18 protein-coding genes are annotated in these 18,453 nt (G+C 71.4%); 2 read left to right on the top strand and 16 right to left on the bottom strand.

Annotated features, from left to right (window positions below; translation table 11 throughout):
• Positions 1 to 18 precede the first annotated feature (18 nt).
• From dnaG to dusB, 3 genes are read right to left on the bottom strand one after another with little or no spacing between them, the layout of a single operon-like run.
• Positions 19 to 1,890, bottom strand: a complete 1,872-nt coding sequence (gene dnaG / locus RYJ27_RS05815; protein ID WP_330171777.1) for a DNA primase — start codon at positions 1,888 to 1,890, stop codon at positions 19 to 21.
• On the bottom strand, positions 1,890 to 3,266 hold the full coding sequence (locus RYJ27_RS05810) for a deoxyguanosinetriphosphate triphosphohydrolase (RefSeq protein WP_422732868.1): 1,377 nt from the start codon (positions 3,264 to 3,266) through the stop codon (positions 1,890 to 1,892). Before RYJ27_RS05810 ends, dnaG begins: the two co-directional genes overlap by 1 nt.
• Complete coding sequence (gene dusB, locus RYJ27_RS05805; RefSeq protein WP_330171775.1) at positions 3,211 to 4,365, bottom strand: tRNA dihydrouridine synthase DusB; 1,155 nt, start codon at positions 4,363 to 4,365, stop codon at positions 3,211 to 3,213. The genes RYJ27_RS05810 and dusB overlap by 56 nt, the downstream gene beginning before the upstream one ends.
• Before the next feature lie 70 nt (positions 4,366 to 4,435).
• Between dusB and RYJ27_RS05800 the strand changes: the two genes are divergently transcribed.
• Positions 4,436 to 4,939 (top strand): glutathione peroxidase, encoded by a 504-nt coding sequence (locus RYJ27_RS05800; RefSeq protein ID WP_330171774.1) that lies wholly within the window; start codon positions 4,436 to 4,438, stop codon positions 4,937 to 4,939.
• 4 nt (positions 4,940 to 4,943) lie between these two features.
• On the opposite strand, the gene RYJ27_RS05795 is transcribed toward RYJ27_RS05800, so the two are convergent.
• Genes RYJ27_RS05795 through recO form a run of 3 tightly spaced genes read right to left on the bottom strand, consistent with a single transcriptional unit; the run spans position 4,944 to position 7,226 of the window.
• Entirely contained in the window at positions 4,944 to 5,627 is a 684-nt protein-coding gene (locus RYJ27_RS05795) for a DsbA family oxidoreductase (protein ID WP_330171773.1), read from the bottom strand.
• 43 nt (positions 5,628 to 5,670) lie between these two features.
• A complete protein-coding gene (locus tag RYJ27_RS05790; RefSeq protein WP_330171772.1) occupies positions 5,671 to 6,501 on the bottom strand; it encodes an isoprenyl transferase in 831 nt (276 codons plus the stop codon).
• Complete coding sequence (gene recO / locus RYJ27_RS05785; RefSeq protein WP_330171771.1) at positions 6,498 to 7,226, bottom strand: DNA repair protein RecO; 729 nt, start codon at positions 7,224 to 7,226, stop codon at positions 6,498 to 6,500. Before recO ends, RYJ27_RS05790 begins: the two co-directional genes overlap by 4 nt.
• A gap of 36 nt (positions 7,227 to 7,262) precedes the next feature.
• On the opposite strand from recO, the gene RYJ27_RS05780 reads away from it, so the two are divergent.
• Positions 7,263 to 7,949, top strand: a complete 687-nt coding sequence (locus RYJ27_RS05780) for a trimeric intracellular cation channel family protein (protein WP_330171770.1) — start codon at positions 7,263 to 7,265, stop codon at positions 7,947 to 7,949.
• A gap of 150 nt (positions 7,950 to 8,099) precedes the next feature.
• Here RYJ27_RS05780 and leuA read toward each other — a convergent pair whose 3' ends face one another.
• The 10 genes from leuA to hemW all read right to left on the bottom strand — a co-directional run bounded on the left by leuA (position 8,100) and on the right by hemW (position 18,453).
• Positions 8,100 to 9,860, bottom strand: a complete 1,761-nt coding sequence (gene leuA / locus RYJ27_RS05775) for a 2-isopropylmalate synthase (protein WP_330171769.1) — start codon at positions 9,858 to 9,860, stop codon at positions 8,100 to 8,102.
• 200 nt (positions 9,861 to 10,060) lie between these two features.
• Entirely contained in the window at positions 10,061 to 10,960 is a 900-nt protein-coding gene (gene era / locus RYJ27_RS05770) for a GTPase Era (RefSeq protein ID WP_330171768.1), read from the bottom strand.
• Entirely contained in the window at positions 10,957 to 12,300 is a 1,344-nt protein-coding gene (locus tag RYJ27_RS05765) for a hemolysin family protein (RefSeq protein ID WP_330171767.1), read from the bottom strand. The genes era and RYJ27_RS05765 overlap by 4 nt, the downstream gene beginning before the upstream one ends.
• Positions 12,297 to 12,767 carry an rRNA maturation RNase YbeY gene (ybeY, locus tag RYJ27_RS05760; protein ID WP_330171766.1) on the bottom strand — a complete coding sequence of 157 codons (471 nt, stop codon included), beginning with the start codon at positions 12,765 to 12,767 and terminating at the stop codon, positions 12,297 to 12,299. The genes RYJ27_RS05765 and ybeY overlap by 4 nt, the downstream gene beginning before the upstream one ends.
• Positions 12,764 to 13,792, bottom strand: coding sequence for a PhoH family protein (locus RYJ27_RS05755; RefSeq protein ID WP_330172000.1), 1,029 nt, complete (start codon positions 13,790 to 13,792; stop codon positions 12,764 to 12,766). Before RYJ27_RS05755 ends, ybeY begins: the two co-directional genes overlap by 4 nt.
• A 52-nt stretch (positions 13,793 to 13,844) precedes the next feature.
• The gene (locus RYJ27_RS05750; protein WP_330171765.1) at positions 13,845 to 14,195 is read right to left on the bottom strand and encodes a histidine triad nucleotide-binding protein; all 351 of its coding nucleotides are present in this window, start codon (positions 14,193 to 14,195) and stop codon (positions 13,845 to 13,847) included.
• A gap of 23 nt (positions 14,196 to 14,218) precedes the next feature.
• Positions 14,219 to 14,956: a 16S rRNA (uracil(1498)-N(3))-methyltransferase gene (locus RYJ27_RS05745; protein WP_330171764.1), complete on the bottom strand. Its 738-nt coding sequence runs from the start codon at positions 14,954 to 14,956 to the stop codon at positions 14,219 to 14,221.
• Positions 14,956 to 16,068: a molecular chaperone DnaJ gene (dnaJ, locus tag RYJ27_RS05740; protein WP_330171763.1), complete on the bottom strand. Its 1,113-nt coding sequence runs from the start codon at positions 16,066 to 16,068 to the stop codon at positions 14,956 to 14,958. The genes RYJ27_RS05745 and dnaJ overlap by 1 nt, the downstream gene beginning before the upstream one ends.
• Before the next feature lie 43 nt (positions 16,069 to 16,111).
• A complete protein-coding gene (gene hrcA / locus RYJ27_RS05735) occupies positions 16,112 to 17,152 on the bottom strand; it encodes a heat-inducible transcriptional repressor HrcA (protein ID WP_330171762.1) in 1,041 nt (346 codons plus the stop codon).
• A gap of 83 nt (positions 17,153 to 17,235) precedes the next feature.
• The gene (gene hemW, locus RYJ27_RS05730; protein ID WP_330171761.1) at positions 17,236 to 18,453 is read right to left on the bottom strand and encodes a radical SAM family heme chaperone HemW; all 1,218 of its coding nucleotides are present in this window, start codon (positions 18,451 to 18,453) and stop codon (positions 17,236 to 17,238) included.

The following is an 18,453-nucleotide window of genomic DNA, read 5'->3' as shown; positions in this document are numbered from 1 at the left end:
CACTCCCGGCGAGCGGTGTCACTCCTCGACGGCCCAGGCGTGGCGCTCGGCGTCGACGTCGCGCAGCCGCACGCGCAGAGTACGGCCCTCGGGCGAATCGGCGGGGACCCGCTGCACGGCGCCCAGCAGCTCGGCCTTCTGCCGGTCGAACTCCCGCAGCACGAGGCGGCGCGCCAACGACACCGCGGACGCGTGGGCTCCTCTCTCGTCCATCGCGGGGAAGGGCTGCGCGAGGAGATCGGCCGCCAGTGCCCGGTAGGGCTCCCGCACGGCGTCGACCGCCGTCGGCGCCCAGCCGGGTCGAGCCGGATCGGCATCCCGCAGCACCTCGCGGATGGCGTCGAGGGCCGGATGCCGCATCGCGATCCCGAGCGCACGGGCCCGCAGCTCCTCGGGGACCGAGTGGCCGTACTGCAGCAGCGCCATGATCGCGTCGCGCTCGAGTGCGACATCGGGGTGGTTCGGGAGCGTGCGCAGCCGAACCGCGGGCGGCGCGGTATTTCCCTCCGCTCCGCCGGATGCCCCCCCGACCCGGCGGGGAGGCTCGGACCGGGACGACCCGCGCCCCTCCCCCCGCGCCGCGCGCTCGACCGCCGGACGCACCTCGGAGAGGTCCATCCCCAGCCTGCGGGCCAGGACGCGGGTGTAGCCGGGTCGCAGTGACGGGTCGCGGATCTCGGCGACGATGGGCGCCGCGGCGCGGAGCGCGCCGACCCGTCCCTCCACCGAGGACAGGTCGAACTTGGCGATCCGCTGGTCGATGACGAACTCGAACATCGGCTGCTTTCCGCTCAGGAGCGCGCGCACGGCGCCGTCCCCCTTCGCCAGGCGGAGGTCGCACGGATCCAGCCCGTCGGGGGCGACGGCCACGTAGGTCTGGGCCGAGAACCGCTTCTCCTCCGCGAAGGCGCGCAGCGCCGCCTTCTGGCCCGCGGCATCCGGGTCGAAGGTGAAGATCACCTCACCCGAGGCCGAGTCGTCCCCCATCACGCGCCGCAGCACCGAGATGTGGTCGGTGCCGAAGGCGGTGCCGCACGTCGCGATCGCCGTCGTGACACCCGCGAGGTGGCAGGCCATCACGTCGGTGTACCCCTCCACGACGACGACGCGGTCCTCGCGCGAGACGTCCCGCTTGGCCAGATCGAGACCGTAGAGGACCTGCGCCTTGCGGTAGATCGGGGTCTCGGGGGTGTTCAGGTACTTGGGGCCGTTGTCGTCGTCGTAGAGGCGCCGCGCGCCGAAGCCGATCGTCTGCCCCGTGACGTCGCGGATGGGCCACACCACGCGGCCCCGGAACCTGTCGTACACCCCGCGCTGCCCCTGCGAGACGAGCCCCGCGGATGTGAGCTCCTCGCGGGTGAATCCCTGCGCGCCCAGCGCTTTGGTCAGCCCCTCCCACCCCCGCGGGGCGTAGCCCACGCCGAAGTGCGCCGCGGCGGCGGCATCGAAGCCGCGCTCGCCGAGGAAGCGGCGCCCCGCCTCGGCCTCTGGCGATGTCAGCTGCCCCTGGAAGTACGCCGCCGCGGCCGCGTTCGCCTCGTAGAGGCGGCTACGCCCGCTCGATGCCGGTGAGGGACCGCCGCCCTCCTCGTAGTGCAGCGTGAAGCCGATCCGCGCGGCCAGGCGCTCGACGGCCTCGGCGAAGGACATGTGATCCATCTTGCGGAGGAACGTGTACGCGTCGCCCGACTCCCCGCACCCGAAGCAGTGGTAGTAGCCCAGCTGCGGGCGGACGTGGAAGCTCGGGCTGCGCTCGTCGTGGAAGGGGCACAGGCCCTTGAGCGATCCGACTCCCGCCGGCTTGAGTGCGACGCGCTCGCCGACGATGTCGGCGATGTTCGTGCGGGCCTTGACCTCCTCGACGTCGGCCTGCCGGATGAGCCCGGCCATCACCGGGCCTCGACGGATACCGGTTCGTAGGCCCTCGGCGTCCAGATGCCGAGGCCCGCCACATCGAGATCGCCCACGAGACGAATGTGCCACGCGATCGCGTCCTGGTCGGTCAGGCTCGCGACCTGGTCGAGCACCACACGGCGACGCGCCGCGTCGTCCGTCGCGGCGTCGAAGTCCTGCCGGAAGACCGGAGCGAGATGACCCGGCCCCGCCTCCCACACGGCGCTCGCGAGCCGCTTGAGCATGCGGCGCTGCTCCTTGTAGAGCTCCTTGCGGCCCTCGATCGACACGACGAAGGCACCGACCATCCCCTTGAGCGCCGCGACCTCGGCCTCGACGACGCGCGGGACGACGACATGGGCGCCGTATCTGGTCAGCGACCGGGACGGATACGCCTCGCGGGTGGCCGTCGTCGCGGCGCGCGCGAAGCGGCCGATGAGGTCGCTGGCGAGGTTCTTCAGCCTCGCGAGGTCGGCCCGCGAGCCGTCGAACGACGGGATCCACTCGCCCATGCGGGTGAGCCGGTACAGCGCGTCATCCAGCTCGTCGCGCGCGAAGTCGTAGCCCACCCACGTCTGGATCGCGGTGACCAGCGCGTCGTGCTCGGCGACCGACGACAGCCGCCGGGGATCGAGGTATCCGTTCGTGACGGCGTCCTCGAAGTCGTGGACCGAGTAGGCGATGTCGTCGGAGAGGTCCATCACCTCGGCCTCGATGCAGCGCACCCGCCCCGGGGCGCCCTGCCGCATCCAGGCGAACACCTCTCCGTCGTCGGCGTAGACGCCGTACTTCAGGCGCCCGCCGGGATCGGACATGGGACGATCCGACGTCCAGGGGTACTTGCACGAGGCATCCAGGCTCGCGCGCGTGAGGTTGAGCCCGAACGTCTCGCCGTCCGATCCCACGACCTTGGGCTCGAGACGGGTGAGGATGCGCAGGGTCTGCGCGTTGCCCTCGAATCCGCCGATTCCCTCGGCCCAGTCGTTCAGCGCCCGCTCGCCGTTGTGGCCGAAGGGGGGATGCCCGAGGTCGTGGCTGAGGCATGCCGTGTCGACGACGTCGGCGGCGAGGCTCAGCTGCGTGGCGAGCTCGCGTCCGACCTGGGCGACCTCGAGGGAGTGCGTGAGGCGGTTGCGCGCGAAATCCGCCGGGCTCGCGGGGCTCAGCACCTGCGTCTTCGCGGCGAGCCGACGAAGCGCCGCCGAGTGCAGCACGCGGGCGCGGTCGCGCGCGAAGTCGTCCCTCTCGGAACGGTGGCGCTCCGGATGGAAACGCTGCACGTCGTCCGCGCCGTAGCCTGCGGCGGTCACGGCGGCCTCACCCACCGCTGTGGTCCAGTTCGGCGGCCGCGAGATCGCCCGAGGAGGTCGCATCCAGCTCCCGGTGCTCGAGCCAGCCCTCCGGCAGCGCGGGGCGCTTGGGGGTGCCGGCGCGGCCCCGCTGCCCCTCGGCCGCAGCCCCCGGGTAGGGTGCGTCGTGATCGAGCTGGGCCAGCAGCGCGTCGATCTCGGCGAGCGAGGATGCCGTCGCGAGACTCGCCCGCACGTCGCCGCCGACGGGGTATCCCTTGAAGTACCAGGCCACGTGCTTGCGGATGTCCCGGCACCCGCGACCCTCGTCATCGAAGAACTCCACGAGCAGCTCGGCGTGGCGCCGGAAGGCGGCCGCGACGAAACCGAGGGTCGGGTCGACGCGGGAGGCGTCGGCGCCGAATGCCGCGGCCAGCTCGCCGAACAGCCAGGGCCGCCCGAGGCATCCGCGCCCCACGACGACCCCGTCGCATCCCGTCTCCGACATCATGCGGACGGCGTCGTCGGCCGACCAGATGTCGCCGTTTCCCAGCACCGGCACCGACGTGACGGTCTCCTTCAAGCGCGCTATCGCGCTCCAGTCGGCCGTCCCGGAGTAGAACTGCGCGGCGGTGCGCGCGTGCAGCGCCACGGCCGCAGCGCCCGCGTCCTCCGCCGCACGCCCCGCCTCGAGGTACGTCAGGTGGTCGTCGTCGATGCCCTTGCGCATCTTGACGGTGAGCGGCAGGTCGCCGGCGGCGCTCGCCGCCCGCCGCACGATCTCGGTGAACAGCCCGAGCTTCCAGGGCAGGGCCGAACCGCCGCCCTTGCGGGTGACCTTGGGCACGGGGCAGCCGAAATTCAGGTCGACGTGATCGGCCAGGTCCTCCGCGACGATGATCCGCACCGCCTCGGCGACCGTCGCGGGGTCCACGCCGTAGAGCTGGATCGAGCGAGGCGTCTCCGACTCGTGGTGCGTGACCAGGCGCATCGTCGTCTCGTTGCGTTCCACGAGCGCACGCGAGGTGATCATCTCGCTCACGTAGAGGCCGGCGCCGTACTCGCGGCAGAGACGACGGAACGCGGTGTTGGTGATGCCCGCCATCGGGGCGAGGACGACCGGGACCTGCAGGTCGAGCGGCCCGATGCGGAGCGCGGGGGCGAGAGCGGTCGGGGCAGGCACTCCCCCATTCTCCCAGACCCGATCGCCTCTGCGCCGCCCTCGCGCGATGGCGGCGAATTATGGTGGACGGATGACGACGGATGCCGGCCTGTCCCTTCGCGAGATCCCGTTCCGCACCGCCGAGGGAGGGGAGACGACCCTCGGGGCCTTCGGTGACACGGTGCTCCTCATCGTCAACGTCGCCTCGAAGTGCGGCCTGACCCCGCAGTACGAGCAGCTCGAGAACCTGCAGCGACGGTACGGCGATCGCGGCTTCACTGTGCTGGGCTTCCCGTGCAATCAGTTCCTCGGCCAGGAACCCGGATCGATGGAGCAGATCCTCGAGTACTGCGCCACGACGTGGGGCGTGAGCTTCCCCATCTTCGAGAAGGTGAAGGTCAACGGGGCATCCGCGGCGCCGCTGTACAAGGCGCTGAAGCGTTCCGACGACGCGGAGGGCGCCCGCGGGCCCGTGCTCTGGAACTTCGAGAAGTTCGTGCTGACGCCCGGCGGACGCACCCACCGCTTCCGCCCCTCGGTGATCCCCGAGGATCCGGAGATCGTCGCGGTGATCGAGGAGAACCTGCCCGGCTGACCCGTCAGGCCGATGGTTCGGCCGCCGCCGTGCGGCGTTCGGCCCATACCTGCCGCGCGACCTGCGCGAACGCCTCCGGGGGCTGTGCGCCCGAGACGCCGTAGGTTCCGTCGATGACGAAGAACGGGACGCCGGTGATGCCGTAGGCGCGGGCTTGCTCCTGGTCCTGGCGCACGTCGGAGAGGTACCGCTGCGTGTCGAGGGCGTCGCGGACATCGTCCGCGTCGAGCCCCGCCTCGGCGGCGAGCTCGACGAGGTCGTCAATGCGACCGACGTGGCGGCCCTCCTCGAAGTACGCGGACATGAGCCGCTCCGCCATCTCCGCCTGGCGCCCCTGGGCCTTCGCGGCGTGCAGCAGCTCGTGCGCCTTCACGGTGTTCGTGTGACGCAGCAGGTCGAAGCGGTAGTTGAGGCCGGCCTGGGCCGCGATGCCCGTGACGCGGTCCAGCATCTGCTGCACCTGCTCGGCGGGCATCCCCTTGTGCCCGGCGAGGAAGTCGGTCTCCGATCCCTCGAAGTCGACCGGGGTGTCCGGCGACAGCTCGTACGAGTGGAGGACCACCTCCACCCTCGGCGCGTCGTCATCCGCTGCAGTCTGCGCGAGCCCGCGCTCCAGGTTGCGCTTGCCGATGTAGCACCAGGGGCAAGCGATATCGCTCCACACGTCGATCTTGATGGCATCCGTCACATCTGTGCGCAACGACGGTCGCTCCTGATGTATTCCCGTGCGGCTATCCTTCCGCGGCGAGGGAGGGCGCTTCTTCGGCGGGGCGGTCTACCGCCCCGCCGAAGCGCCGGTCGCGCTGGTGGTAGAGCTCGATGGCCCGCCAGAGGTCGACGCGGGAGAAGTCCGGCCACAGGGTGTCGAGGAAGACCATCTCTGCGTACGCCGACTCCCAGAGCAGGAAGTTGGACGTGCGCTGCTCCCCGCTGGAGCGCACGAAGAGATCCACGTCGGGCATGTCGGGCACGTACAGCCGCCGGCGGATGGCCTTCTCCGACACGGCGGAGGGCTTCATCCGCCCCGCCGCGACGTCGTCGGCGATCGAGCGCATGGCGTCGACGAGCTCGACGCGACCGCCGTAGTTGACGCACATCGTCAGCGTCAACACGTCGTTGTCGGCCGTGAGCCGCTCGGCGAACTGCAACTCCTTGATCACCGACCCCCACAGTCGCGGCTTGCGACCGGCCCACCGCACCCGCACTCCCCATTCGTTCAGCTGATCGCGGCGCCGGTGGAGGACGTCGCGGTTGAAGCCCATCAGGAAGCGCACCTCGTCGGGAGAGCGCGTCCAGTTCTCAGTGGAGAAGGCGTAGACGCTGAGGTGCTTCACGCCCGCCTGGATGGCGCCCGCCACGACGTCCAGCAGGGCGGCCTCCCCGGCGCGGTGACCCTCGACGCGAGACAGGCCGCGCCGGTTGGCCCACCGCCCGTTGCCGTCCATCACGATCGCGACGTGTTCCGGCACGCCCCGCGCGGGCAATGCCGGGGGATACTGTCCCGTCCAGTCGACGGGGCGGTACGCGACGGCGTCCTTGTGGGTGTAGGGCTTGGGCGTCACCGGGGGGCCTCCAGGTGGGACAGGGATCGGATGCCGCGCTCGAGGTGCCATTGGGTGTACGCGGCGATGACACCGGATGCCGCGGCGATGTCGGCCGCCTGGGCGGAGTCCACGACGGCCCACTCCCCCGCCATGAGCGCCTCCAGCGTCTGCACCGCGCCCGCGCCGATGCGGGCGCTGCCGGTCGGTGCGCACGAGCCGCACACCATCCCGCCCAGCTGGGCGACGAAGGCCGTGTGCGGCCCCGGCGCGCCGCAGCGCGCGCACTCGGAGAGGCTCGGCGCCCAGCCGGAGAGCGCCATGACACGCAGCAGGTAGGAGTCGAGGATCGCCCGCGATGCGTGATCGCCGCGGGACAGCGCCCGCAGGCCGCCCACGAGCAGCAGGTACTGCTGGGGGGTGGCCTCGGCCTCGCTCAACCGGTCGGCGGTCTCGACCATCGCGTTGGCGGCGGTGTAGCGGTCGTAGTGCACGACGATGTCGGCGCCGTAGGCCCCCAGGCTCTCGGCCTGCTGCACGATGTCCAGCGATCGCCCGGCGTACAGCTGCACGTCGGCGACCATGAAGGGCTCCAGCCGCGACCCGAAGCGCGACGACGTGCGGCGCACCCCCTTCGCCACAGCGCGGAGCTTGCCGTGCCGACGGCTCAGCATCGTCAGGATCCTGTCGGCCTCGCCCAGCTTGTGGGTGCGCAGGACCACGACCTCGTCGCGGTAGGTGGGCATCGGTCCATTATCGACGCGTCACGGGAGAATGGATGCGTGGACGTGCCGACCTTCGTCATCCCCCTCTGGGCCGACCTCACCGCCGTCGGCCTCGGCGGCATCCAAGGCGCGCTCTTCGCCTCCGGGTTCCGGGGCCAGCGCCGGCTGGATCTTCTCGGCGTCGCGATCATCGGCATCCTCATCGGGATGGGCGGCGGTCTCATCCGCGACCTGCTCCTGGGCGTCGCCCCCGCGACGCTCCAGCGCAACGAGTACCTCCTGACCGCGACGGGCGCCGCGCTGCTGGGCATGCTGCTGGCGGGCGTGTTCCAGAGACTGAACGCGCTCATCGTCGGGCTGGATGCCGTGGTCATCGGCATGTTCGGGGCGTTCGGCACCTCGAAGGCGCTCACCCTCGGCGTGCCTCCCGTGCCCGCCGTCTTCGTCGGCGTCTGCGCCGCCGTCGGCGGCAGCGTGCTCCGCGACGTCATCATGGGTCTTCCCGTCGCGATCATGCACGTCGGATCGCTCTACGCCGTCGCCGCGGGCGCCGGCTGCACCGTGCTCGCGGTGGCCGCGACGCTCGGCGCACCGCTCGTCCCCGCGGCCATCGCCGGGATCGCCGTCACGGCCGTCATCCGCGTGCTCGCCGTCGTCTTCGACCTCTCGCTGCCGGAGCAGCGCATGCTCTACCGCCGCCGCGTCGCCGCCGAGACGGGCGCCCTCCCGATCGTGAAGCCGTAGCGGCGCCCGCGAAGTCGGTGAACGGCGACGCGGGGACAGATCATTCCCGCGCGCCTGCTCCGGGCCGAAGTGGGGCACGTGCGGTGCTGTGGGGCACGGCAGAACCTGCCCCACAGCACGCAACCTGCCCCGGTTCTTGCGGGGCGGCGCTCAGACCGCCGCGGTGGCGAGGGCGGGCTGACGGGCGCGGATCGCGCGGTTGACCCCCGAGACGATGGCCTTGAGACTCGCGGTGGAGATGTCGCCGTCGATCCCGACGCCCCACAGGCGCTCGCCGTCGATCTGAAGCTCGACGTACGCGGCGGCCTGCGCATCGCCGCCGGCGCTGAGGGTGTGCTCGACGTAGTCGTACAGCGAGATGTCGAAGCCGCGGGCGCGAACCACCTCGAGGAAGGCGGCGATAGGCCCGTTACCGTGGCCCGCGGCATCCTCGACCTCGTCGCCGTCGCGCAGGCGCACGTGGAGCTCGACGTCGCCGGTCATGTCGCTCGCCGTGCGGGTGCCGAGCAGCTCGAACCGACCCCAGCGCTCGTCGTCGACGTCGGAGGGCAGGTACTCGTCGCGGAACACCGACCAGATCTGCTCGCTGGTGACCTCCCCGCCGTCCTCGTCGGTCTTGGCCTGAACCACCGCCGAGAACTCGATCTGCAGGCGTCGCGGCAGGTCGAGCGAGTGGTCGGTCTTCAGCAGGTAGGCCACTCCCCCCTTGCCGGACTGGGAGTTGACGCGGATGACGGCCTCGTACGAGCGGCCCAGGTCCTTCGGGTCGATCGGCAGGTACGGCACCGCCCACTCGAGCTCGTCGATCGAGACCCCCTCGGCGGCGGCGCGCGCCTCCATGGCCTCGAAGCCCTTCTTGATCGCGTCCTGGTGCGATCCGCTGAACGCGGTGTACACGAGGTCGCCGGCCCACGGACTGCGCTCGGGCACCGGCAGCTGGTTGCAGTACTCGGCCGTGCGCTTGATCTGATCGATGTCGCCGAAGTCGATCTGCGGGTCGATGCCCTGCGTCAGCAGGTTGATGCCGAGGGCCACGAGGTCGACATTGCCCGTGCGCTCGCCGTTGCCGAAGAGGCACCCCTCGATGCGGTCCGCCCCCGCCATGTAGCCGAGCTCGGCCGCCGCGACGGCGGTGCCGCGGTCGTTGTGCGGGTGCAGCGACAGGATGACGTTCTCGCGGTGGTTCAGGTGCCGGCTCATCCACTCGATCGAGTCGGCGTACACGTTGGGCGTGGCCATCTCGACCGTCGCGGGCAGGTTGATGATGACCTTGCGCTCCGGCGTGGGCTCGAGCACCTCGAGCACCTGGTTGCAGACGTCGACCGCGAACTCCAGCTCGGTGCCGGTGTAGCTCTCGGGCGAGTACTCGTAGAAGACCCGCGTCTCGGGCACGCGCTTCTCGAACTCCCGGCAGAGCCGCGCGCCCTCCAGGGCGATGTCGATGATGCCTTGCTTGTCGGTGCGGAAGACGACCTCGCGCTGGAGCACGCTCGTGGAGTTGTAGAGGTGCACGATGGCGCGCTTCGCACCCGCGATCGCCTCGTACGTGCGGGCGATGAGATGCTCGCGCGACTGGGTCAGCACCTGGATCGTGACGTCGTCGGGAATGACGTCGTTCTCGATGAGGTGGCGCACGAAGTCGAAGTCCGTCTGGCTCGCCGAGGGGAAGCCGACCTCGATCTCCTTGTAGCCCATCCGCACGAGCAGGTCGAACATGATGCGCTTGCGCTCGGGGCTCATGGGGTCGATGAGCGCCTGGTTGCCATCGCGCAGATCGACGGCGCACCAACGCGGCGCGGCCGTGATGCGGGCGTCGGGCCAGGTGCGGTCGGGCAGGTCGACGCGGATCTGATCGTGGTACGGGCGGTACTTGTGCACCGGCATTCCCGAGGTCTTCTGGGTGTTCTCCATGATGAATGCTTCTCTCGTCGTGAGGGGCGGGCACGCCATCAGCTCCGCGACGAGGAAGGCCCTAGATCGAGGCCTCGTCGCGGCGGATAAGGAGAAGGAATCCACCCAGACGCATGCCGCCATGCTAGCAGGGTCCGCCGGTGCGGCGCCCCGGCGCGGCTCCGGCGGCCTCGAACGCGAGCTGGCGGATACGCGCGGGGTCAGAACCCGAGCCGGCCGAGCTTCTTGGCGTCGCGCTGCCATTCCTTCGCCACCCGCACGTGCAGCCCGAGGAAGACCCGGGTGCCCAGGAGCGGTTCGATCTGGGCGCGGGCGCGGGCGCCCACGTCCCGCAGGCGGGAGCCGCGGTGCCCGATGATGATGGCCTTCTGGCTGTCGCGCTCGACGACGATGTCGGCGTACACGTCGGTCAGGTCGGAGCCCTCACGCGGGGCGATGTCGGCGATCGTCACGGCGATCGAGTGGGGAAGCTCGTCGCGCACGCCCTCGAGGGCGGCCTCGCGGATGATCTCGGCCACGCGGTCCTCGACCGACTCGTCGGTGGAGATGTCGCTGTCGTAGAGCGCCGGACCCTCGGGCATGAGGGCGAGCAGCTCCGCGGCGAGCACGTCGAGCTGATCCCCCGCGAGCGAGGACAGCGGGATGACGGCGGCCCAGTCCTCACGGAGCGAGTCGACCTCGATGAGGCGCTCCGTGATCTGGTCGCGGCTCGCGGCATCCGTCTTGGTCACGAGCGCCACCTTCGCGGCGCGCGGGTAGCCGTCGAGGGATTCGGCGATGCGGCGGTCGCCGGGGCCCACCTTCTCCGTCGCCGGGACGCAGAACGCGATGACGTCCACGTCGCCGAGCACCTGCTCGACGAGGTCGTTGAGCCGCTGGCCGAGGAGCGTTCGGGGGCGGTGGATGCCGGGGGTGTCGACGATGATCAGCTGCCCGTCCGGCTGGTTGACGATCCCCCGGATCGCGCGACGCGTGGTCTGCGGCTTGTCGCTCGTGATCGCGACCTTCTCGCCGACGAGGGCGTTGGTGAGCGTCGACTTGCCCACGTTCGGGCGGCCGACGAACGTCGCGAACCCGCACCGGAACCCGCTGTCACTCATGAGGACTCCACTCTCCGTCGTCGGCCTTCGCCCTGGACCGGGATCTCGCCCGTCTCGGCGGCGTAGGACTCCTGCACCGCGCGCAGCTCCTCGCTCGCCTCGACGAACACGGTCGCAAGACCGCGGCCCCGGCCCCGCGACGCGCCGCCGGTCATGACGATCCCGGACACCTCCGCGTGCGCACCGGGCTGTGGCACGCGGCCGAGCGCCTTGCCGAACAGGCCGCCCACGGTGTCGACGTCGTCGTCCTCGATCTCGATGCCGAAGAGGTCGCCGAGGTCGTCGAGCGAGAGCCGCGCGCTGACCCGGAAACGCCCGGGCTCGAGCTCGGAGACCTCCGACTGAGGCAGGTCGTACTCGTCGGCGATGTCGCCGACGAGCTCCTCGATGAGGTCCTCGAGGGTGACCAGGCCCGCGACGCCGCCGTATTCGTCGACCACGATGCACACGTGCACGGCGTCGACCTTCATCTGCTGCAGCAGCGCCGACGCCATCATCGACTCCGGCACGTACACGACGGGGCGCAGGATGCCGCGGACACCGGCCTGGCGCCAGCCCTCGGGCGCACCGAACGCGAACTGCGCGAGGTCCTTGAGGTACAGCATCCCGACGATCTCGTCGTCGTCGCCCTCCACGACCGGAGCGCGGGATACGCCGGTGCGCAGGAAGAGCTCCATCGCGGCATCCGTCGTCGCCCCGGCCTCGATCGTGACCATGTCGGTGCGCGGCACCATGACCGCGCGCACGTACGTGTCGGTGAAGTCGAACACGGAGTGGATGAGCTCGCGGTCCTCGTCCTCGATCAGGTCGGCCTCCACGGCCTCGTCGACCATGGACAGCAGCTGATCCTCTGTCGCGAACGGCGCCGCGCGGCCGCCCCCGGGTGTCGCACGCGCGGCGGCGCGCACGAGGGCGCTCGCGAACGGCCCCAGGAGGACGCGGACGAACCGGATGATCGGCGCGCACGCCCGCAGCAGGCCGGTCGCGTGCTGACGGCCGACCGTGCGGGGGCTCGCGCCCACCAGGGCGAACGACACCCCCGTCATGAGCACGGCGGCGGCGAGCATCGCCCACCAGATCGAGTCGAGAAGGATCGTCAGGGCGACCGTGACGAGCACGGCGGCGGAGGTCTCGGCGAGGATGCGGACGAAGACGACGGCGTTGGTGTGCGCCTCGGGCTCGTCGGCGATGGCGCGCAGCGACCTCTTGGCCCGGGCGGTGAGCGACCAGTCCAGCAGATCACCGCGGGAGGTGACCCCCAGCGCGGCTTCGAGTGCCGCCATCAGGCCGGCGAAGGCGACGAGCGCCCCGCCGCCGATCAGGAGCAGGACGGCGGTCATGGACGGCGCCGTCGGCGCTCGCGCAGAGCGAACGACGTGAGCAGCTCCCTCTGCAGGCCGAACATCTCCCGCTCTTCCTCGGGCTCGGCGTGGTCGAACCCGAGCAGGTGCAGAAGGCCGTGCGTGGTCAGCATGAGCATCTCGTCCTCGGTCGACACGCCGTTGTCGCGGGCCTGCGTCTCGGCCACCTGCGGGCAGAGCACGATGTCACCGAGGAGCCCCGGCGGGGTGGGCGACTCCTCGGTCCCGGGGCGCAGCTCGTCCATCGGGAAGCTCAGCACGTCGGTCGGACCGGGCTCGTCCATCCACTGCACGTGGAGGGCCTCCATCGCCCCCTCGTCGACGAGGATGATCGCGACGTCGGCCTCGGGGCTGACGTGCAGCTCGGCCAGGTGGTGCTCCATCAGGCGCAGCAGCTTCGTCTCGTCGGCCGCGACGCCCGACTCGTTCGTGATCTCGATCGTCATCGGCTGCCTCGCTTCGGCTGGCGGTCGCGGGGACCGAGCGGTCGGGTCGACGAGTGGCGCTCGGCGCGATTGGCGAACTCGCTCGCCTGCTCGCGTTCGTGGCGCGCGGCGGTACGGCGCTCGTCGTACGCGCTGTAGGCGTCGACGATCTTCCCCACGAGGCTGTGACGCACGACGTCGTCGCTGGTCAGACGCGCGAAGTGGATGTCCTCGACGTCGTTCAGGATGCGGGTCACGAGGCGCAGCCCCGAGCTGCCGCCCGGGAGGTCGACCTGCGTGATGTCGCCCGTCACGACCATCCTGGTGTTGAACCCGAGCCGCGTGAGGAACATCTTCATCTGCTCGGGCGTCGTGTTCTGCGCCTCATCGAGCACGACGAACGAGTCGTTGAGCGTGCGGCCCCGCATGTACGCCAGGGGCGCGACCTCGATCGTCCCGGTCGCCATGAGCTTGGGCACGAGCTCGGGGTCCATCATCTCGTTGAGCGCGTCGTAGAGCGGTCGCAGGTACGGGTCGATCTTGTCGTTCAGCGTGCCGGGCAGGAACCCCAGGCGCTCGCCGGCCTCGACGGCGGGCCGGGTCAGGATGATCCGCGAGACCTCCTTGCGCTGGAGAGCCTGCACGGCCTTTGCCATCGCGAGATACGTCTTCCCCGTTCCGGCGGGACCGATTCCGAACACGATCGTGTGCTCCTCGATCGCGTCGACGTACTCCTTCTGGCCCAGCGTCTTGGGTCGGATCACGCGGCCGCGGGTGGAGAGGATCGCCTCACCCAGCACCTCCGACGGACGTCGACCGGCGTCCCCCTCGAGGATGCGCGCCGACGAGGAGACGTCTCCGGGCGCGAGGGCGTGCCCGGCCTTCGTCATGGCCAGAAGCTCGTCGACGAGGTCTCGTGCGGCCTCGACGGCCCGGGACGCGCCCGAGAGCGTGATCTCGTTGCCGCGCACGTGCACGTCGACCTCCGGGTGCTCCGTCTCGAGCACGCGGAGGAGGCGGTCCTGCGGACCGAGCAGCTGCACCATCGCGACACCGTCGGCGTAGACCCGCTCGGTCGTGGTGTCGGGGGTCTCTTCGTCAGGCACCGACGCTCTTCTCCGTCAGTCCGCCGCCGAGCAGGTGGGCGTGGACGTGGAAGACGGTCTGCCCGGCATCCGCCCCCGTGTTGAAGACCAGACGGAAGTCGCCACCGGTGAGCTCGGCCGCCAGCGTGTTCGCGAGCCCGACGATCTCGGCGAGCAGCTGCGGATCGCCCGCTGCGAGCTCGACGACGTTGCGGTACTCCTGCGACTTCGGGATGACGAGCACGTGCACGGGCGCCTGCGGCGCGATGTCGCGGATCGCGAAGGCGCCCTCGGTCTCGGCGATGATCTCTGCGGGGATCTCGCCTCGCAGGATACGGGTGAAGATCGAGGGTTCGTCGGACACCGTCCCAGTGTATCGAGGGCCCCTCACCAGCGTCCCAGCGCGGCCGACAGCACCGCGATCGCCGCGGGTCCGGCCGTGGACGTGCGTAGCACGCTCGCCCCCATCCTCACCGGCTCCGCGCCGGCCGCCTCGAACGCATCGATTTCGGCGCCGTCGATGCCGCCCTCCGGGCCGACCACCAGCAGGATGTCGCGTGCCTCGCCCCGCGGCCAGTCAAGCGCCGTCAGCGCTCGCTCGGCCGTCGGCTCGAGCAGGAGGACACGGGCGTCGGCGGCGCGCTCGATGACGCCGGGGGTCCCGAGCGGCGTGGCGACGGGCGGTATCCACGCGCGGTGGGCCTGTTTCGCGGCCTCGCGCGCGATGGTGCTCCATCGGGCGACGCCCTTGACGAGTTTCGGCCCCTGCCACCGCGACACGCTGCGGGACGCCTGCCACGGGACGATCTCATCGACCCCGAGCTCGGTGGCCGCCTGGACGGCGAGCTCGTCGCGGTCGCCCTTCGCGAGCGCCTGCACGAGCACGATCCGCGGTGCCGCGGCCGGCACGAGGGTGCGGTCGCGGACCCGCACGCGCACCTCCCGCGGCGCGACCGCCTCGCACACGCCGGTCAGCCACGCTCCGCGTCCGTCGCCGAGGGTGACCTCCTCCCCCACCCGCACGCGGCGGACAGCCGCCGCGTGGTGCGCCTCGTCGCCCGTGAGTGCGACCACGTCGCCGACATGCGCGGTCGAGGCCGCGTCGACGACGAAGTGCAGCGGCATCAGTGGTTCCGGAACCTGTCGCGCAGCTTCGCGAAGACGCCCTGGTGGAAGTGGGAGAGCGTCGGCGCGGGCGCCTTGGTGCGCTTGCGCAGCTCCTCGACGAGGGCCCGCTCCTTCGCGTCGAGGCGCGACGGCGTCACGACCTGCACGCCGACGCGCAGATCGCCGCGCTGGCTCCCGCGCAGCGGAGTGATGCCGCGCCCCTTGATCGTCAGGATGTCGCCCGACTGGACACCGGGGCGGATCTCCAGATCGACCGGGCCGTCGAGGCTCTCGATCGTCGTCTCGGTGCCGAGGATCGCATCGGGCATCGACACCTCGAGCGTCGCGAGCAGGTCGTCGCCGTCCCGGCTGAAGACGTCGTCGGCGGCCACGCTGACCTCTATGTACAGATCACCGTTGGGCCCTCCCGCGGGGCCGACCTCGCCGGAACCAGGCAGCTGCAGGCGCAGCCCCGTCTCCACACCCGCCGGGATGTCGATCGAGACGGTGCGCCGGGAGCGCACGCGGCCCTGACCCTGGCAGCTCGAGCAGGGGTACGGGATCGTCGTGCCGTACCCCTGGCACGTGGGGCACGGCACGTTCGTGACGACGTTGCCGAGCAGACTGCGCACCTGACGCTGGATGTGTCCCGCGCCGCGGCAGATGTCGCACGTGACGGGCTGCGTGCCGGGCTGGCAGCACGAGCCCTGGCAGGTCTCGCACAGCACGGCCGTGTCGACCTCGAGGTCGCGGTGCGTGCCGAAGACGACATCCCGAAGGTCGAGGTTCACTCGGACGAGGGCGTCCTGCCCGCGCTCCCGGCGCGAGCGCGGGCGCGCCGCGCGCGAGCCCCCGCCGCCCCCGCCGAAGAACGTCTCGAAGATGTCGCTGAAACCGCCGAAGCCCGCTCCGGCCCCGCCGAACGCGTCTCCGCCGGAGTCGTAGCGCTGGCGCTGCTCCGGATCGCTGAGCACGTCGTATGCGTGGGTGACGAGCTTGAAGCGCTCCGAGGCTTCCTCACCCGGGTTCACATCCGGGTGCAGCTCGCGCGCGAGGCGTCGGTACGCCTTCTTGATCTCGTCGGGTGACGCGTCTCTCGCCACGCCCAGGACGTCGTAATGGTCTGCCACATTCGCCTTTCTTCACGCCCCGTCGTGCGGGGCAGGGGTCGCCTCAGCGGCGGTTCTCGTCCTCGTCGAGCAGACGCGAGAGGTATCGCGCGACGGCCCGCGCCGAGGCGAGGTTGCTGGGATAGTCCATTCGGGTCGGTCCGAGCACGCCCACGCGTGCCACCGCCCCCGATGTCTCGTAGTCGCTCGTCACGACCGATGCTTCGCCGAGCCCCCACGGATCGTTCTCGCGGCCGATGCTGGCCGCGAGACCCTGGGTGTCGGCCACCATCTCCCCCATGAGCCGGAGGAGGGTGACCTGCTCCTCGATCGCCTCGAGGAGCGGGTAGATGCTGCCGCGGAAGTCGGATTCGCGGCGAGCGAGGTTGGCGGCTCCCGCCATGAGCAGGCGGTCCTGGCGGAACTCGTCCAGCTCCTCGGCGACCACATGGCAGAGGGAGAGCAGGGCCGCGTCCACTCCGACGGCCTCGGCCGTCCCGGCGGCGCGGAAGGCCTCGACCCGGTCGGCCGCTTCACGCACGGAGTGACCCACGATCAGCGCCGCCAGGCGCGCCCGCAGCGCGGGCAGGTCCTCGTCCTCAAGGGGCGCCGTGAGCGCGGCGATGCGCTGGGACACCCGGCCCGTGTCGGTCACGAGGACGATGAGCATGCGCGCGGGCGCGATCGCCACCAGCTCGACGTGGGTGACGTTGGCGCGTGCGAAGGACGGATACTGCACGATGGCCACCTGGCCGGTGAGCTGTGAGAGGACCCGGACCGTGCGGGCCAGGAGGTCGTCGAGGTCGCCCGGGTCGCCGAGGAAGTCCGTGATGGCGCTGCGCTGCGCGGGAGAGAGCGGCCGGATGTCGGCGAGGTGGTCGACGAAGACGCGGTAGCCCTTGTCCGTCGGCACCCGCCCGGAGGAGGTGTGAGGCGCCGCGATGAGCTCCTCGTCCTCCAGCTGGGCCATGTCGTTGCGGATCGTGGCGGCGGAGACCCCGAACGCGTGACGCTCGACGATCGACTTGCTGCCGACCGGTTCGTGGGTGGCGACGTAGTCCTGCACGATGGCGCGCAGGACCTGGAGCCCCCGTTCCGAGACCATGGCCTCTCCTCCCGTCCTGGCACTCTGGCAGATCGAGTGCCAATTCTACCGGTTCGCAGCGCGTGTGCTCCGGAAGGCGGCGCTCAGCCCGCCAGCGCGTGCACGACGGCGTCCGCCAGCAGCCGCCCGCGCAGGGTCAGCACGACCCTCCCGCGCACGGCGTCCTCGCCGGAGACGAGCCCGTCGGCGACGAGCCCCGCGACGGAGCGACGCGCGCCGGCATCCAGCATCTCGAGGGGAAGTCCCTCACGGATGCGGGAGGTGAGCAGCACCCGCTCGAGCTGTGTGGCGGCGGCATCCGGCCTCTCCCGCCCGGCCGCCGGCGAGGCGCCGGACTGCAGGCGCTGGGCGTAGGCCGCGGGATGCTTGACGTTCCACCAGCGCAGTCCTGCCACGTGGCTGTGGGCGCCGGGCCCCACGCCCCACCAGTCATCGCCGCGCCAGTAGGCGAGGTTGTGCCGCGAGCGGTGGGTGTCGTCCCGCGCCCAATTGCTCACCTCGTACCACCCGAAGCCCGCGTCGGCCAGGACGCGGTCGGCCAGTTCGTACATGTCGGCCTGCAGGTCGTCGTCGGGGGCGGCGAGCTCGCCCCGGCGGATGCGCCGCGCCAGCGCCGTCCCGTCCTCGACGATGAGGGCGTACGCCGACACGTGGTCGGGCGTGAGCTCCACCGCCTGCGACAGCGACGCCGCCCAGTCCGCGAGGCTCTCCCCGGGCGCGCCGTAGATGAGGTCGAGGCTGACGGCCAGGCCCGCCCCGCGCGCGGCTCCCACGGCGCGCGCGACGGCGGCGGGGTCGTGCGTGCGGTCGAGCGCCGCGAGCACGTGCGGCACGGCCGACTGCATGCCGATCGAGAGCCTCGTGACCCCCGCGGCGGCCAGCTCGTCTGCGACGACCTGCGTGACGGTGTCGGGGTTGGCCTCCACCGTGATCTCGGCGTTCGGCTGAACGCCGATGTGCGCGCGCACGTCCTCCAGCATCCGCGTGAGCGATCCGGCGGGCAGCAGCGTCGGCGTGCCGCCGCCGAAGAACACGGTGGATGCCGCACGCAGCGCGCCGGCGTCGGAGAGCACGCGCGCCGCCAGGCGCACCTCACGCCCCGCTTCGGAGGGGTAGTCCTCGGCGCTGGCACCGCGCAGCTCGCCGGCGGTGTACGTGTTGAAGTCGCAGTAGCCGCACCGCACCCGGCAGAAGGGGACGTGCAGGTACACGCCGAGGGCGCGGGTCGGGTCGAGAGGGAGGTCGCCCGGCAGGGCGCCGTCGACCGGTGCGGGATCGCCGAGCGGGAGGGGTCCGGCCAC

Source organism: Microbacterium limosum (genome assembly GCF_036324365.1).
GTDB lineage: Bacteria > Actinomycetota > Actinomycetes > Actinomycetales > Microbacteriaceae > Microbacterium > Microbacterium limosum.
Note: the sequence above shows the minus strand (reverse complement) of the source record. Positions and strands in the feature narration are given on the sequence as shown.

Coding starts and splice junctions, on each gene's coding strand:
- dnaG (WP_330171777.1), bottom strand. CDS start 1,890: ATGGCCGGGCTCATCCGGCAGGCCGACGTCGAGGAGGTCAAGGCCCGC.
- RYJ27_RS05810 (WP_422732868.1), bottom strand. CDS start 3,266: ATGCGACCTCCTCGGGCGATCTCGCGGCCGCCGAACTGGACCACAGCG.
- RYJ27_RS05800 (WP_330171774.1), top strand. CDS start 4,436: ATGACGACGGATGCCGGCCTGTCCCTTCGCGAGATCCCGTTCCGCACC.
- recO (WP_330171771.1), bottom strand. CDS start 7,226: ATGCCCACCTACCGCGACGAGGTCGTGGTCCTGCGCACCCACAAGCTG.
- leuA (WP_330171769.1), bottom strand. CDS start 9,860: ATGGAGAACACCCAGAAGACCTCGGGAATGCCGGTGCACAAGTACCGC.
- era (WP_330171768.1), bottom strand. CDS start 10,960: ATGAGTGACAGCGGGTTCCGGTGCGGGTTCGCGACGTTCGTCGGCCGC.
- RYJ27_RS05765 (WP_330171767.1), bottom strand. CDS start 12,300: ATGACCGCCGTCCTGCTCCTGATCGGCGGCGGGGCGCTCGTCGCCTTC.
- ybeY (WP_330171766.1), bottom strand. CDS start 12,767: ATGACGATCGAGATCACGAACGAGTCGGGCGTCGCGGCCGACGAGACG.
- RYJ27_RS05755 (WP_330172000.1), bottom strand. CDS start 13,792: ATGGTGCAGCTGCTCGGTCCGCAGGACCGCCTCCTCCGCGTGCTCGAG.
- RYJ27_RS05745 (WP_330171764.1), bottom strand. CDS start 14,956: ATGCCGCTGCACTTCGTCGTCGACGCGGCCTCGACCGCGCATGTCGGC.
- hrcA (WP_330171762.1), bottom strand. CDS start 17,152: ATGGTCTCGGAACGGGGGCTCCAGGTCCTGCGCGCCATCGTGCAGGAC.